Raw genomic sequence first — 16,134 nt, 5'->3', positions numbered from 1 at the left:
CCTCATGTTTCACGCTGTCTGTGCCTGATCTTCGCGATCATTTCTACGACTCTGTATAAATGAAGCCGGATACAGACCAGAGTTACCTTTCTTGTCATTGAAAAATTCTCGAGATGGATATTTTTCAACGCTTCTTTAAATATCTTCTGTCGGGTAATCTTCTGAAAATTGTGTATACGCTTCTTTCCCTTAGAAGGATTCTCCGGATGAAACGAAAAATTTACCGCAATTAAAAGGAGATGATACAAAACACAGCTGTCATACTCATCCTGCAGCTGTGTCATAGCATTCTCTCTTTTCAGATCATCTCTGATTTTTTGCATTCCATTGATATAGCGGTCGGCGTAATCCTGTCGGAAACTGTGAACTGCCGACTGTGGATTGTAGCAGTAGTAGTAGCTGTTATAAGGCACATTAAAAACTTTCGGTTTTTTTAATGCCAGTTTCAGAACAAACTCTGCATCTTCTGCCGCTGACAGCTCTGTATCAAAGCAGACTCCTGATCTGCTGAGCCATTCTCTTCTGTAAAGCTTTGACCATACAAATCCTGCTCCTGACTGCGGTTTCAGAATATCTCTCTGAAAGCTGTCCAGATTGATAAAATCCATTTCTTTTTTGTAGTAATGACGGCTGCATTCATTTCCGGTCATCATGGAATAGTCCATAATGACCAGATCCATTTCTTCTCCTTTTAATCCGGGAGCAATTTTTTCGAAGGCATCCCCACAGATGTAATCATCTGCGTCCATAAAAAAAATCCATGTTCCACATGAATGACTGATCCCATAATTTCGTGCAGCAGAAACTCCTTCATGTTTTTTCACATGAAAAAAGACCGGAAAATCCGCTTCTTCTGCGAATTTTCGGACTGCCGGACCTGAACAGACAGTCTGATCCTCTCCATCTGCTACCAGGAGCACTTCCCGGGAAAGTCCCCGGATGCTCTTTATACTTTGCAGGCAGCGAAGCAAAAGTTCTTCCGGGACATGATATACCGGAATAACAATGCTGATGTCTATATCAGAAACTTGCACCATACTTCTCTCCTAAAAACTTCGCCTTCAGAAAGGCCTTTCCTTTGTGTATCCAGTTTACTTTTTCCATATAAAGAACTGGTACCTCACAGTAATGGATATTGTTTTTCTCAACCCATACATCCATCAGCAGTTCTCCCACACGTCCGATCAGTCTCGCCTGGAACGGATCGTAAGAACCCGGATCACTTCTCTTTTCCAGCTCCATAAGCAACGGAAACAGCCATGCACAGTATGCATCACAGATTTCCCGTTTCGCAATGAACATGTTGTACATATGCGCGCTTCTTCTCTTCATGACCTTGTCAAAAACCGGTACATAAGAGCTTTCTTTTTCCATCAGAATATTTCTCATACATTCAAGATGTTCTGCATAATGCGTATGAGAATAATGCGTATATAATGTTTCAATTATATACTGTCTTTTTCGTGGGAGTATCATATCATACTTCTGCAGAAAACGAATTGCTTCTGACTCCCGTAAAATATAATTCATCCGGTTCTTTCCATAACATTTTTTCAACGTCTTAAAATATCTGCGGTAATGAACCATGCCCACATATTCTGAATCCGTATTTTTCCATAACCAGTATAATCCTGTCAGTTCACAGAAAAATGGATTCTTATCTGAAATATTGTCTCCCGTATCATCGCCCACATATTCTTCCAGTTTCTGTTCATGGCAGCTTTTTCCCACATGCAAAGGGAAGTATCCTGCCTGTGTTGGCATTTGAAATTTTTTGTGAGTTGCTACAGCAATTTTTAACTTATTTTTTTCTTTCATTTTTCCTATCCACATTTTGAGTCACAAATAAAGAAATACCGGTCTTGTCGATCTGCTGATATTTCCATTTCGGACTTTTTATTCTGTACTTATTTTATCGTGTTCCTAGCAGCTAAAACCATGTTGTCATTTACATAAAACAATTTACATGACCGAGTAGTTGTTACATTGAGGGACTGTCAGGTCAGCAATCCCACCATATCTTATCAGTATAATATCAGAAAAGCAAGCAAATGCCAAGGGCAATACTGCCTGTAAAAAGAATAATTATGAAATTCTTCCCACTTTCTGTCAGAAATTCCCGATCTGCGACGTATACTCGTCGATCCGCTCCAGCAATTCCTGATTGGAATAATTCGTCTCCCTGCAGATATATGCACAGAGCATCTCTGCTGCGAACATTCCTGCCACATAGGAATTATAAAACTCACTGCTGTCTGCTCTGGCTGTCAATACTACATCTGCAAATTTTGCGGCCTCACAGGTAGGTTTATCTGTAAGAAGAATAATAGAAGCTCCCTGTTTATGCACCATTTCCGCTGTAAGATACATCAGTTTCGAATATCTGGAGTAAGTAATAAAAACCGCCGCATCTCCTTTCTTAAGGTCACTGGCAAAGTCAAACATATTCTGGCCGTGACTTCCGTAATTGTACACATGCGGAAGTGTCTGTCTCAATATCGTATTCAGAAATTCCCCCACACAGGTAGATCCCCTTGAGGAAAAAATATATTTCACATCACTGTTGATCAGAATGCTGCTGGCCTTACGATACTGTTCTTCTGTATTGCTGGCAATGGTACTCTGGATATTGCTCAGGGTATAGGCACATACCGTATCCTGCACAGTTGCTTTGTGTTCTTTTTTCTTGATGGCTTCGATACGCTCTGCGGGGATCAGGATTCCGGTATCTACATCTCTAGACTGCTCTGCATAAATCTCTCTCAGGAAACTCTGAAAGTCCGGATATCCGGTAAAACCCAGTGTCTTTGTAAGCCGGATCACAGAGGAATAGCTCACTTTCAGCACTCCTGCCAGCTCTGTGGATGTCATAAAACAGCATTTCTGCAGATTCTCGAGAACATAATCTGCGACTTCTTTTTCTTTTGGTGTCAGCTGTGCTGAAATGATCAGTTTCTGTAACTCATTCTCCATGAAGCGTCCTCCTGTTTACTGCCGTTATTCTGTTTTTTATTTTATCATATGCCTATGTAAAATCCGCCAAAAAGATATAAATATTTTTGTATATATTTTTATGAACAAAATTATTTACCATTCGTATTTGTTGTGCTATACTCAGTTCATCAGATGAATAATATTATTCTTAATTAATCAAGAAAAAATATTTATTTTCAAAGGAGTGGTAACAATGGCAGAAAAAAAGTATAATCCTTACGACAATATGCTCTCTGTCCTGAAGCAGTCCGCAGAGGCACTTGGTCTCAGCTATGAAGACTATGCAACACTTTGCTACCCGGAGCGCGAGCTTAAAGTATCAATCCCGATCCGTATGGACGACGGTTCCATCAAGGTATTCGAGGGATATCGTGTTCAGCATTCCAGCGCACGTGGACCGTGCAAGGGTGGTATCCGTTACCATCAGAATTCTGATATGGACGAAGTTAAAGCTCTTGCTGCATGGATGTCCTTTAAATGTGCAGTTGTAAATATTCCTTACGGCGGTGCCAAGGGTGGAATCAAGGTCGATCCTTCCAAGCTTTCCAGAGCTGAGCTGATCCGTCTTACACGTCGTTATACTACACGTATTCTTCCGATCATCGGACCGGATAAAGATATTCCTGCACCGGATGTAAATACAAACGGTGAGGTTATGGCATGGATCATGGATACCTACAGTATGTTCACAGGCCATACTGTTCCGGGCGTTGTTACCGGTAAACCGATCGAGATCGGTGGTTCCGTAGGCCGTGTTGAGGCTACCGGACGTGGCGTTACCATCATCGCTTACCAGTGCATGGAAAAGAATAATATCGACCCGGCTCACGCAGCGATCGCTGTTCAGGGCATGGGAAATGTTGGCGGAACTGCTGCTGAGATCTTTTATAACAATGGCCAGAAGGTTGTTGCAGTCAGCGATTACACAGGCGGCCTTTACTGTGAAGACGGTCTTGATATCCCGGCAATCCGCAAGTTTATTTCCGGGAAAAATACTCTCGATAAATATGAAGCTGACAATGTTAAGCATATCTCCAACGATGAGCTTATCACCTGCAAATGTGATGTTCTGATCCCGGCTGCTCTTGAAAATCAGATCACAGAGGACAACGCTGGACGCATTCAGGCGAAGCTGATCATCGAAGCTGCCAACGGCCCGACTTCTGTTGAAGCTGATGAGATCCTGAATTCCAGAGGTATCATCGTATGCCCGGATATTCTTTCCAACGCAGGTGGTGTTGTTGTTTCCTACTTTGAGTGGGTTCAGAATATCCAGAACCTTACCTGGGATCTTGAAGAAGTCAACAAGATGCTTCAGAAGATCATGCTGACAGCATTTAACGAAGTTTATGCACTCAGCCAGGAGAAGAATGTAACACTCCGTATGGCTGCATACATGGTAGCTATTAAACGAATCACCACAGCTGGCAAACTTCGTGGTGGCCCGATCTCCATGGGTTGATACGGCTTACAGCCTTATTGATAAACGAATCCTTATTTTACACGAATACTCCAAAAAAGAAACTCCCCGGCAGGCTGCAGAGATACGCACCTGTCGGGGAGTTTCTCATTCATCTTGATTTTTATTCCGTTTTCATGAATTCCCGTATGATCTCCCGCATGATCTCTTCTTCCTCCGGAGAAAGCATCTTGCTGAAATGACTTCCTGTAGCTGCCGTCTGACGGATACTTCTCGTTATCTTGTCTACAATCTCCTCCTGCAAAACAGGATCCTCCTTCTGAGGAACCGGAATCTCTTCCACCCAGGTCCGGACCTGTTCCACATAATCAGCCAGCGAAGCCATGATCAGCTCCTCCTTATACGAAAAATCCAGTGCCTGCCGAAGCAGAAGCAGAACGGCCGGAACTGCTGCTCCTATATAAAGATAAAGCATCGGCAGACCTTCTCTGTGTCCCAGTCTGTTGTTCAGAAAAACAGACAGAACCAGAAGGAAAGTACTGAACAGGGATGGATACCATACGAAACGGTTCATTCTGTGAAGAAGCCTGTCTCTTGATTTCCACATGTTCAGCCATTTTTCTTTCAGGTTCTGTAATCGTTGAGTATTTCGAATAATTCTTCTGTAGGTAAGGTTTGTTGCCAGCATCCCAAGACCGCCGATACATCCCATGGATGTCATGACGTAAAGCGGGATATTGAAGCTCATGATCGTCTCCAGCATAATACCCTCCCTTTTCTCACATTTGCCCTTAAGGGTATTATACTTCCGCTTCCCTTAACTGGAAACAATTTTCGTTCGTCAAATTCTTTCTTTATCTGTATTATTTCTACATTTCCTGCAATGCTTTGACTACATTCTCGAATTTCATGAAATGAGATGCTTTTACAAGAATCGTATCCCCCTGTTTTACATAGGTTCCAAGATTTGAAAGGAGACTTTCCAGATCTTTTTCGCAGATCACAGTAAGATCCGGATTGGTCTTGGCCGCTTTTTCCGCGATATGAGCCGCAAGTGGTCCTACGCAGATGCAGGCATCAATTTTGCAATGTCCGGCGTGAACGCCTACACCTTCATGAAGTGCAACTTCGTCTGCACCAAGCTCTCCCATGTCTCCGAGAATCGCAACTTTTCTTCCAAGTCCGTCCTGAAGGACATCCAGAGATGCTTTCATGGACATGGGATTGGCATTGTAGCAGTCATCTACGATCATGAATTTTTCTGTCTCGATCATATGGAATCTTCCGCTGACCGGTTCAAGACTCTCGATACCTGCCTTGATCTGTGCTGCTGTAAGTCCATAAAGTCTGCCGATCGCTGCTGCTGCCAGTGCATTGGCTACCATATGGCGTCCCGGCATCGGGATCTCCACATGGAAACGCTCCTCCTCACCGTTCTCTGCCAGCTCGCCTTTGATGCAGATATCACAGCTCATTCCCTTAAGTCCACGGCTTTCTACATTTTCGCAGATAACTACACAGTTCTCGCCGTTTCCGAAAAATACCGGCTGAATACCGTTGTATTCTTTTACAGTGGAGAGCTTATCATCGTCGCCGTTAAGCACGATATTTTTTTTCACATACTGAAAAATCTCTGTCTTGGCTTTCAGAACGCCGTCTCTGTCTCCAAGGTTCTCCAGATGACAGGTTCCGATGTTCGTGATCACACAGGTATCCGGTTTCGCGATTTTTGCCAGACGGGTCATTTCCCCGAAATCACTGATTCCCATTTCCAGAACTGCGATCTCATCTTCATCGCGAAGGCGGAAGACAGTCAGTGGAAGCCCCAGCTCATTGTTGAAATTTCCCTGTGTTTTGAGGGTGCGGTATTTCTCCTTCAGCACAGAAGCAATAACCTCTTTTGTACTGGTTTTTCCCACGCTTCCCGTAATTCCGACTACTGGAATATTCAGCTGCTCCAGATAAAATTCCGCGATATCCTTCACTGCCTGAAGAGAAGATTCTACCTGAATGTAAGGATACTCCGCATCTTCCAGAACACGCTCGGATAAGGTTGCAAGTGCACCCGCTTCCATTACCTGCGGGATAAAACGATGTGCATCCACGCGCTCTCCGACGATCGGCACAAAAAAACTTCCTGTTTCTGCCTTGCGGCTGTCTGTTGTGATCGAAGCTACCTCTTCCTGAAGCTTCTCCTGCGGGCCATGGTAAATACCGCCACAGACCTTCGTGATATTTTCCAATGTGAGATTTTTCATGATAAAATCCTTTCGCTTTGCCACTAACTCCTCCCAGCGACAAAAGCCAGTGGGAGGAGTCCTGCAAAATAATCTACTTGTTATATTTTTTCAGTGAAATGCGGATCAGTTCTTCGCAGAGATCCGGATAATCGATTCCGAGAACTTTTGCCTCCTGTGGAATCAGACTGGTCGGAGTCATTCCCGGAAGCGTGTTAGCCTCCAGGCAGTACATGTCTCCGTTCTCCTTCATCATGAAATCCAGGCGAACATATCCTTCGATGCAGAGAGCTTTTGCCCCGGCTTCTGCGTAGTGCTGCATTTTCTCTGTGAGCTCCGGTGAAATCTCGGCCGGACAGGTCTCCACTGTGGATCCTGCCTGATATTTATTCTTATAATCATAGAAGCCCTGTTTCGGTGCAATCTCAATGATCGGATAAGCCTTGCCGTCAACAACTGCAACAGAGAACTCTCGTCCCTTGATGTATTCCTCAACAACAACCTCATCTTCATAAGAATATGCACCGTCAATGGCATCTTCATATTCTTTCTGATTATTTACAATGTATACACCTACACTGGAACCACCGCAGCATGTTTTTACAACAACCGGAAATTCCATTCCCAGATCGTGGATATCTCTTGTACAGTTCTCTTTCAGCATGGAAACTCCCTTCGGTGTAGGAACTCCATCCATGAGGAAAATCTTCTTGGTAAGTCCCTTATCCATTGCAAGTGCACTGCTTAAGTATCCGGTTCCTGTGTAACGGATTCCCAGAAGATCAAAGGTTGCCTGAACCTTTCCGTCTTCTCCGTTGGAGCCGTGAAGTCCCATGAATACAATGTCAGCTGTCTGGCAAAGCTCCAGAACATTCGGTCCGAAAAAGCTTCTTCTTGTGCGTTTGATCTCTTCGATGTCATCATCGAAGCTTCTCATATATTCTGCTGCAGAATCTACTTCGTAATCTTTATCTCCGAAAGGCTCATCCCAGTCTACAGGCTCCAGTCCGCAGAAAATATCTACCAGGATCGCATTGTGGCCTTTCTGGCGAAGTGCCTTGCAGACACCGGTTCCTGTTACGATCGAAATCTCTCTTTCTGTACTGGTTCCACCTGCCAATACAACGATGTTCATGCTTTCATCTCCCTTGATGATCTTGTGTTTTCTTTCTTCGTATTCCTTTAATATTTCCTTAAATCTCTTATTCATATACTATTATGGGTACTCCTACACTGATGTTATTATAAATGATTGCTGCCTGATCCTTCGGTGTGTTGACACATCCATGAGAACCATTCGTTATGTAAATCTGACCTCCGAACTGTGATCTCCATGTCGCGTCATGAATTCCCACGCCTCCGGAAAATGGCATCCAGTATGTAACAGGCGCTGCATATCCAGATCCCTTCAGAACGGCCGGTGAACGCATGGCGTCCAGCGCAAAACAGCCGGTCGGTGTTCCATGACCTTTATTGATACAGCCGGTAACTACCGGTGTGTCCACCAGAAGCTGTCCGTCCTTATAAAATACCATTCTCTGGTTGGTCAGGTCAACCTCTACATATGTATTGCCGATATCATTGGTATTACGGCAAAGTCCGCTGTAGGCGTATGCCGGCTGTCTCACCTCTGTTGTTCCTGCAAGGAGTGCATTGTAAAGCCATTCCGTTTCTGTCGTCTGATCAATAGCCCAGCCATAATCGCCACCCGTGATCGTCTTCTGACGTCCATCGTATGTTATAAAGGTTCTTGTGCAGCCAAAAGTATCATACTTATACCCAAGACTGTTCACATAAGCTGCAACCTGATTCTTATCAACTGTATACTCACCTTTTTCGTCTTTTGTAAGCCAGTCCTTGATGGTATTACGATCCAGCTGTTCAGACCTGTCTGAAAAATCATAGGTAATAACACAGCTGGTAATCTTATTCATTTGAGCACAGTTTTTCTTAAGTGTTTTGTCATCCCTGTATACAGATGGCTTTTTATAACAGTTCTTTTTTTCCAGATTTACGGTCGTATCACCTGCAGAAACTGCATCACGGATCACTTTCTGAACTTTCTTTGTGTCCAGTGTTGTTCCTTCTTTTTCCGGCTGGATCTCATAGGTCTTGCCATTGTCTTTAATACACGCATTTACAGGTTTTTCCATATTGTCTTTCTGCATACACCTGAGTGCTTTCACAGCTTTTGTGAGTTTATTTTCATCATCGTATACGGTATCTGTGGCAAGATTATATTTTTTCTTCTGGTTAAAAGCCAGAAACCATTTATAACGGTCCTGCGCCCGAATCAGCTTTGCTGCCCCTCCATCCGACTTGTAAACCAGCCCGGCCTGTTTCGCAGTAATGCTCTCCTGACCGTTATTTCGTGTCTCTACAGCAAGAACATATGCCTGAACTTCTTTTGCAAGAAGCTCTTCTGTCTCATCTGAAGTCTTATAGGAACAGTTAAAGCCGTTCACGCTGGATCCCGGAAGAAAATGATCTGTAAAATAGTTCACTCCGTATCCATAAGCAGCTGCTGCAAGTGCCAGCAGGATAATGATCAGTGCTATGACGACTTTTCTGCCCGTTTTCATTTTTTTGTTTTCCTCATCCATAGATATCTCTCCGATATTTATGACTGCCCGGTATTACACACGCTGAAATACCGGGCAGTCTGATGTAACGTAATTATTTCTCCAGAAGTTTTTCCACACTTACAAGCTTCACGCAGAGAACAAATACTTCTGCTGCCTTGCCAAGCTCCTCGATGCTCGGATAACTCGGTGCGATACGGATGTTGCTGTCTTTCGGATCCTTTCCATATGGATAGGTTGCTCCGGCGCCTGTCATAACAACACCGGCCTCTTTTGCCTTGGCAACGATTGCTTTCGCGCAGCCTTCCATTGCATCAAAGGAAATGAAATATCCGCCGTGTGGTTTGGTCCACTCGCCGATTCCAAGTCCGTTAAGCTCTTTGTCCAGTGTAGCAAGAACCATCTCAAACTTCGGACGAAGGATGTCTGCATGTTTTCTCATGTGTTCATGAAGTCCGTTGATGTCCTTGAAGAAACGAACGTGGCGGAGCTGGTTCAGCTTGTCATGTCCGATGGTCTGTACTGTCATGTATTTGCGGAAATCATCCAGGTTAGCCTTGGATGCTGCAACTGCCGCAATACCGGAACCAGGGAAGCTGACTTTTGAGGTAGAAGTAAATTTATAAACGATATCCGGATTTCCTGCTTTCGCACATTCTGCAAGAATCTCAAGAAGGAAATCCTGATTGTCATCATACAGATGATGAATGCTGTAAGCGTTATCCCAGTAAATACGAAAATCCGGTGCTGCCGGTTTCAGATGTGCAAAACGCTTAACAGTCTCTTCTGAATAGGTATAGCCCTGTGGGTTAGAGTATTTCGGAACACACCAGATTCCTTTTACTGCCGGGTCTTCATTTACATATTTCTCGACCATATCCATATCCGGGCCTTCCGGAGACATCGGGATATTGATCATCTCGATACCGAAGAATTCTGTGATACGGAAATGACGGTCATATCCTGGTACAGGACAGAGGAATTTTACCTTGTCGAGCTTGCACCATGGTGTATTTCCCATTACTCCATGAGAATAGGAACGTGCAATTGTATCAAACATAACATTCAGACTGGAGTTACCATAGATAATGATATTCTCAGGCTCAACCTCGGACATCTCTCCAAGAAGTCTCTTGGCTTCCGGAATACCATCGATCACTCCGTAATTCCGGCAGTCCACACCGGTCTCACATTTCAGATCTGCATCGCCCGCAAGTACCTCCATCATTTTCATGGAAAGATCAAGCTGATCCGGTGCCGGTTTACCACGGGACATGTCCAGTGCCAGTCCTTCTGCCTTGATCTTATCAAACTCACGGTCGAGTTCTCTCTTTAAGTCCAATAACTCTTCCCTGCTCATCTCACAATATTTTTTCATAAGTTTACTTCTCCTCTTTTTGCACAGTTAGTTGTCTGCGGTTGCTGTGTTTCCTCTGTTCGGGTTCTCTGTCTGCGGGTATTTCCACTTTATAGAGCCCGGGCAGAAAATCTCTGCGTACATTTTAGTATGGAAAAGCGCTGTTGTCAAATCTTTCGTGGAAAATCCTGCACTTCTCTTGCATGGCTCTTATTTTTCCTCTATACTGATAAAAATGAGTTGCTTTGAGAAATCCACAGTTCAGGAGAGTTCCTGCTGCTATGGAAATATGATATGAAAGAGGTATAAAACATCATGTGGATTGCAGATGGTTGGAAAGAATATGAAGTACTTGATACATCGAAAGGAGAAAAACTGGAGCGCTGGGGAGATTATCTCCTGGTCCGCCCGGACCCACAGGTTATCTGGGATACCCCACGTAAGAACCGTGGCTGGAAGCATATGAACGGTCATTATCACAGAAGCAGCCGTGGCGGCGGTGAGTGGGAATTCTTTGATCTTCCTCATCAGTGGGAGATTCATTATAAAGATCTTACTTTTAATCTGAAGCCTTTCAGCTTCAAACATACGGGACTTTTTCCGGAGCAGGCTGTTAACTGGGACTGGTTTGGTGAAAAGATCCGCAATGCAGGACGTCCGATCAAAGTGCTGAATCTTTTTGCTTATACTGGTGGTGCTACTCTGGCTGCTGCTGCGGCAGGTGCTTCCGTTACCCACGTGGACGCTTCCAAAGGTATGGTCAACTGGGCAAAAGAGAATGCGGCTGCTTCCGGTCTTTCCGGTGCACCGATCCGCTGGCTTGTGGATGACTGTGTAAAATTCGTTGAGCGTGAGATCCGTCGTGGTAATCATTACGATGCGATCATTATGGATCCCCCTTCCTACGGACGTGGACCGAAGGGTGAGATCTGGAAGATCGAGGATGCTATTCATCCGCTGATCAAGCTTTGTACGAAGATCTTAAGTGATGATCCGCTGTTTTTCCTGGTGAATTCTTATACAACAGGTCTTGCACCGGCAGTTCTGACTTATATGCTGGCTACGGAGCTGAAGCCCTGGAAGGGAACAGTGGATTCGCAGGAGATCGGGCTTCCTGTGAAAGAGACGGGACTTGTGCTGCCTTGTGGTGCTTCAGGACGGTGGTGTTCCTCCCGGTAGGATATGGATGTTTCACTTCCTTATTAGCCTGGATTTTTTTCCTTTTTTCTTTTTTCTTTTAATGTGGCACTTTGGCGTGTGGCGGGTTTCCCCTCCTGGCCACGCAGTTGTTCTGCGTTTTGGATGTGAATAGTTGTTGACAGAGTGCTGGATGTAGCGTGGATTCCAGGGGCTTTTAGTAAGTTGGTTATTCCAGGGGCTTTCCTTTTTTAATCTGTTCAGGCTGTTGGTTTGTGTTATTTCCTTACAACCTAATCTCACAGTTATTTTGCGTTGGGGAATATGTATATTTTTTCGGCTTAGTCTTGCATGCTACGTTATTGGTAGTGTCAGGCTGAGCCGATTTTTTATTTTCGACATACAGGAACAAGTCTGCTATGCAGACTACTTTCCGTCCACCTTAAACAATGTACGCTGCATCCAATGCCGTCGCATCCATCGCCATGTTCGTACCTTTCATATTTCTACAATCCCAGAACAGCGGCGTGCCCGGAAAGGGGGAGCGCGAGGGGGAAAAACGGGCTTCGCTAACTCTGAGTGCTTTCCCCCTCGCAAGTTACCCTACACCAAGTAGTTCCACCAAAAAGAAATCAAAAATAGTAACAAAACAATAATTCTCCTGTTTTTTCCAGACAATTATGCTTGAACCCCCTTTAGAGCAGGACTATAATGAAAGAAAAAGGAGCGTGATCTTATGAAGACGGAGACTTCAAACAACTCTCTCCCTTTCACCTGTACTCCGGCTTATGACCGGGATGCCTGCAAGGGATGTGTCTGTTCTACCTGTTATGAACAGGAATTCTGTGACCGGTGCAGCTCCTGTGTGGAGCAGAGCCATCGCAAGGAACGGTGTAATGCTTATGAAGGTGCTTATAATTACTAACCCCATCAATGCTTCTCTGTCGGAAGTACAAAAAGCCTGTCGGAAAATCCGAGATTTTCCGGCAGACTTTTTTATATACAGCGTAAGCATTTCTTCTATCATTTTGTTTTTACAGGCCAGATAAAGTCCTCATGACCTGTTTTATTTTCTCTCACTTACACTGAATTTCCGTAATATTGGATATTTAATCCAGTAGTCTTCCGGCTTCATATGAACATTTTAAATCATCTTCGTTCCACTGTACCGTCATTTTATTATTTCACTCTTTTATATTTCAAGCATTCTCATAAATTCAGGGAGATGCAACCCAAAACGAATTACTTCTCCCATCTCAAAATTAATCATTCCTCTGACAACGTCTTCTTCAGTTCCTCTAATTCTTCCAGATCAAGCCCTGTCACAGCACAAATCTGCTCTTCTGTAAGGATTCCTGCGTTCATCAGATTAATTGCAATCTGCTTTTCTTTCTGCTTCATTCCCTGCTCCAGCCCACTGGCAAATCCTTCTTCTACGCCTTCCTCGCGGGTCTGTCTCATATGGCGTTCTTCATCATATTCATATATGCTCACTTTCTTCGCCTCCGCACGATTTTTTCTCAAAAAATCTGCCAGTATTCCTTCACTGATGCACTCCGTGATCGCACGCTCCACTGCTTCATCCAGACTCATCTCTGCAGCATATTCTCTAACTCTTGAGGTATATTCCGCATAGTCATGAAGTGTTCTGCAGGTTTCCATCAGTTTCCGGTTGTGGCCTTTGTTGATATTCAGCATGACTGCTGTCAGTTCCAGAGATGGTTCACTCTCCGAAATCGTAAAAAGCTCTGACAATTTCACTTCCTTCCGATCCGGCTGTTCTGCCTGTCCATTGTAAAAAATCACAAATTTCGGTGTTGGCAGCTTCACGGGCCTGCTTCCATAAAGATTCATGTCCTTCGTATAATCCGAATACACATCCGCCACATACAAAAGATATCGTACCGGCAGATTCGGACTGTATGTAGACTGATGCTCATACAGATGCAGACGCATCTCAATAATAAACGAAACATCATTCTGCATGGACATATAAACAGCATTTTCCAGCGTATTGATCTGAAGCAGCTCAGGATCGTCATAACTGGTTCCGTTGATCGCATTGTAAAGCTTCAGCAATTCATTCCTGTCACTGAATAACATTGCAAAAATCCGTGATTTATAAATCCGGTTTGCAGTCAGTACCTCCGTCTTGTTTTCACTCATGCGGTATCCTCCTTGTAAACAGTTGGGAGAATCCCTTTATAAAAAACATCCTCGGAAATCTCCCTGCGTCATCATGTAATATAAGCATTGAGATTTCTTCTTGAATGCCGAACGGCTTTGAATTTCAGATACGGAAAGATTTCCGTATAGAATGATAGAAATGAAATGCTTTTTCTTTAATTTAGCACAAAATGGGCAGGGATTCAAGAATATTATTTCGACAAATTTTGACCTCTTCGGTGGAACTATTTGGCATAGGGCACGAAGCGCCTCGCCGCCCGTCCGCACACATCGGCTCAACCTCTCACTCCCAACACCGCAGCATCCATCGCCCTATCCAGCATCTTCCCACATTCCCAAAACGCAGAACAACTGCGTGGCCAGAGGGGAGGAGCGCGAGGAGGGGAAACGGCTTTTCGCAACTACGAGTGCTTCCCCTCCTCGCAAATTTCCACTGCTTCAAAAGCAGAACCTTTTCACAAAAAGAAAATCGATACAAAAAAAAGAGACCATCAAACCAAAAAAAGTCCAACAGTCTCCAAAAAAGAAAAACTCAATTTTTATTCTTTATTATTTATTCTTTACCTTTTCCAGCATCTCCTCAGCCCTCTGAACCTCACTCTTCTCATCCTGCGGAAGAACAATATTCAGAATAATAGCAAATACCGCTGCCGGTACAATACCGGAACCACCGAAGATCAGGCTGATAGCCTGCGGCAGATGTGCAAGGATTGCTGTGTTGGAACCAAGTCCATAGCCAAGACCAAGTGCAACAGAAACGATCGTAACATTTCTTGGTCCTACCGGCCATTTTGTGATCAGCTGAATACCGCTGACAACAATAGATGAGAACATCATAACAGCAGCTCCGCCAAGAACACTCTGCGGCATAATGGAAATTAATGCTGCAAGCTTCGGAAACAGGCCGCATGCAATCAGGAAGATTCCACCGGTTGCAATACAGAAACGGTTTACAACCTTATTCATGGCAACCAGACCAACATTCTGGCTGAAAGAAGTATTCGGAAGTACACCGAACAGTGCTGCAAAGGAAGAACCAAGTCCATCACACATAACACCACCGGAAAGCTCTCTGTCAGTAGCCTCTCTGTCAAGACCACCTTCTGTAATTCCGGAAATGTCACCAACAGTCTCAACCGCAGTAACAATAAACATGATCAGGATCGGCACGATCGCACGTGCGTCAAAGACCCATTTCACAGGCATCAGTGCCGGTACTGCAAACCATTTTGCCTGGGCAACCTTATCCCAGTTCAGAACCCATGCCTTTGTAGCCTCCACAGTGACTCCTGTATCGTCTACATATGTAAAGGTTGTCGGAAGTATCACCGCCATGATACTTACCAGGATATATCCTACGATGATACCAATCAGAATAGAAGAAAAACTTGTGAAACCTTTTGTTCCATGTTTCAGTGCAATGATCACAACCAGAACCACAAAGCCAACAAAAAGATTCTCAAGAGAACCATAATCTTTTGCTGAACTTCCTCCACCAAAAGAGCTGATTCCAACACTGATCAGTGAAAGACCGATTGAAAGTACAACGGTACCGGTTACAACAGATGGGAAAAATCTTCTCAGCGGTTTCAGAAAACTTCCCAGTACAGTCTCAAAAAGACCTCCGATGAAACATGCTGCCATGATCGCGCCATAAGCTACGATACCGTTTCCCATGACACCGGCAACGCTCTGACATACACCAATGAAACCAGAACTTGTTCCCATAACAATCGGGAGCTTACCACCAACCGGTCCAATCGTAAAGACCTGTACAAGTGTAACAATTCCCGCGATAAGCATCGCATTCTGGAGCAATGCTACCTGAAGCTCCCCGCCGGCTTCGATTCCGCAGGCTGCCGTGATGATCAGAAGCGGGGTAAGGTTACCCACGAACATGGCAAGCACATGCTGAAGTCCAAGGGGAATTGCCACCTTAAGAGGCGGGCGTCCGTCCAGCTCATAAGGGCTGGCTGTTTTTGTCTCGTGTTTTTCCATAATGAATCCATCCTTTCTTTCCCTATGCCTGACAGTAACATGAAGCCAGAAGAAGCCGAAAAACTCCGTCCCCAATGGAAAAAAGGCGGCTATCCCATTCGGAAGGAGCCAGAAAACTCCGTTCCCAATGGAACAACCGCCCTGTTCTCTGTCAGTACACGTATCGTATCTTTTTAGATACTCTTATCTGAACTGTTATTTCAGACTCCTGAAAAACGGGTT

General features: G+C 44.4%; 13 protein-coding genes. 3 read left to right on the top strand and 10 right to left on the bottom strand.

Annotation, left to right across the window (positions count from 1 at the left end; all coding sequences use genetic code 11):
* Positions 1-2: 2 nt before the first annotated feature.
* The 3 genes from WMO28_RS03235 to WMO28_RS03225 form a co-directional block, all read right to left on the bottom strand.
* Positions 3-1,037 carry a glycosyltransferase gene (locus tag WMO28_RS03235; protein WP_178643737.1) on the bottom strand — a complete coding sequence of 345 codons (1,035 nt, stop codon included), beginning with the start codon at positions 1,035-1,037 and terminating at the stop codon, positions 3-5.
* The gene (locus WMO28_RS03230; RefSeq protein WP_178643739.1) at positions 1,021-1,818 is read right to left on the bottom strand and encodes a DUF4422 domain-containing protein; all 798 of its coding nucleotides are present in this window, start codon (positions 1,816-1,818) and stop codon (positions 1,021-1,023) included. The genes WMO28_RS03235 and WMO28_RS03230 overlap by 17 nt, the downstream gene beginning before the upstream one ends.
* A 291-nt stretch (positions 1,819-2,109) precedes the next feature.
* A complete protein-coding gene (locus tag WMO28_RS03225; RefSeq protein ID WP_178643741.1) occupies positions 2,110-2,973 on the bottom strand; it encodes an SIS domain-containing protein in 864 nt (287 codons plus the stop codon).
* Between the two features lie 214 nt (positions 2,974-3,187).
* Between WMO28_RS03225 and WMO28_RS03220 the strand changes: the two genes are divergently transcribed.
* The gene (locus WMO28_RS03220; protein ID WP_178643743.1) at positions 3,188-4,456 is read left to right on the top strand and encodes a Glu/Leu/Phe/Val dehydrogenase; all 1,269 of its coding nucleotides are present in this window, start codon (positions 3,188-3,190) and stop codon (positions 4,454-4,456) included.
* 121 nt (positions 4,457-4,577) lie between these two features.
* On the opposite strand, the gene WMO28_RS03215 is transcribed toward WMO28_RS03220, so the two are convergent.
* The 5 genes from WMO28_RS03215 to WMO28_RS03195 form a co-directional block, all read right to left on the bottom strand.
* The gene (locus tag WMO28_RS03215; RefSeq protein WP_178643745.1) at positions 4,578-5,177 is read right to left on the bottom strand and encodes a hypothetical protein; all 600 of its coding nucleotides are present in this window, start codon (positions 5,175-5,177) and stop codon (positions 4,578-4,580) included.
* Between the two features lie 106 nt (positions 5,178-5,283).
* On the bottom strand, positions 5,284-6,672 hold the full coding sequence (locus tag WMO28_RS03210) for a UDP-N-acetylmuramoyl-tripeptide--D-alanyl-D-alanine ligase (RefSeq protein ID WP_349056072.1): 1,389 nt from the start codon (positions 6,670-6,672) through the stop codon (positions 5,284-5,286).
* Between the two features lie 73 nt (positions 6,673-6,745).
* On the bottom strand, positions 6,746-7,786 hold the full coding sequence (locus tag WMO28_RS03205) for a D-alanine--D-alanine ligase (protein ID WP_178643756.1): 1,041 nt from the start codon (positions 7,784-7,786) through the stop codon (positions 6,746-6,748).
* Between the two features lie 67 nt (positions 7,787-7,853).
* Entirely contained in the window at positions 7,854-9,233 is a 1,380-nt protein-coding gene (locus WMO28_RS03200; protein ID WP_349056037.1) for a L,D-transpeptidase family protein, read from the bottom strand.
* A gap of 94 nt (positions 9,234-9,327) precedes the next feature.
* Positions 9,328-10,611: an aspartate aminotransferase type Ic gene (locus WMO28_RS03195; protein WP_178643749.1), complete on the bottom strand. Its 1,284-nt coding sequence runs from the start codon at positions 10,609-10,611 to the stop codon at positions 9,328-9,330.
* Positions 10,612-10,905: 294 nt separating this feature from the next.
* On the opposite strand from WMO28_RS03195, the gene WMO28_RS03190 reads away from it, so the two are divergent.
* Both WMO28_RS03190 and WMO28_RS03185 read left to right on the top strand, forming a co-directional pair.
* Positions 10,906-11,769, top strand: a complete 864-nt coding sequence (locus WMO28_RS03190) for a class I SAM-dependent methyltransferase (protein ID WP_178643751.1) — start codon at positions 10,906-10,908, stop codon at positions 11,767-11,769.
* A 694-nt stretch (positions 11,770-12,463) separates the two neighbouring features.
* Complete coding sequence (locus WMO28_RS03185) at positions 12,464-12,652, top strand: hypothetical protein (RefSeq protein WP_178643752.1); 189 nt, start codon at positions 12,464-12,466, stop codon at positions 12,650-12,652.
* A 341-nt stretch (positions 12,653-12,993) separates the two neighbouring features.
* On the opposite strand, the gene WMO28_RS03180 is transcribed toward WMO28_RS03185, so the two are convergent.
* Positions 12,994-13,893, bottom strand: coding sequence for an RpnC/YadD family protein (locus WMO28_RS03180; RefSeq protein ID WP_349056034.1), 900 nt, complete (start codon positions 13,891-13,893; stop codon positions 12,994-12,996).
* A gap of 570 nt (positions 13,894-14,463) precedes the next feature.
* Positions 14,464-15,912 carry a uracil-xanthine permease family protein gene (locus tag WMO28_RS03175; RefSeq protein WP_349056033.1) on the bottom strand — a complete coding sequence of 483 codons (1,449 nt, stop codon included), beginning with the start codon at positions 15,910-15,912 and terminating at the stop codon, positions 14,464-14,466.
* Positions 15,913-16,134 lie beyond the last annotated feature (222 nt).

Source organism: Blautia aquisgranensis (assembly GCF_040096615.1).
Classification (GTDB): domain Bacteria; phylum Bacillota; class Clostridia; order Lachnospirales; family Lachnospiraceae; genus Blautia_A; species Blautia_A aquisgranensis.
The sequence above is the reverse complement of the archived record's forward strand: the minus strand, read 5'-3'. Positions and strand labels throughout refer to the sequence as shown.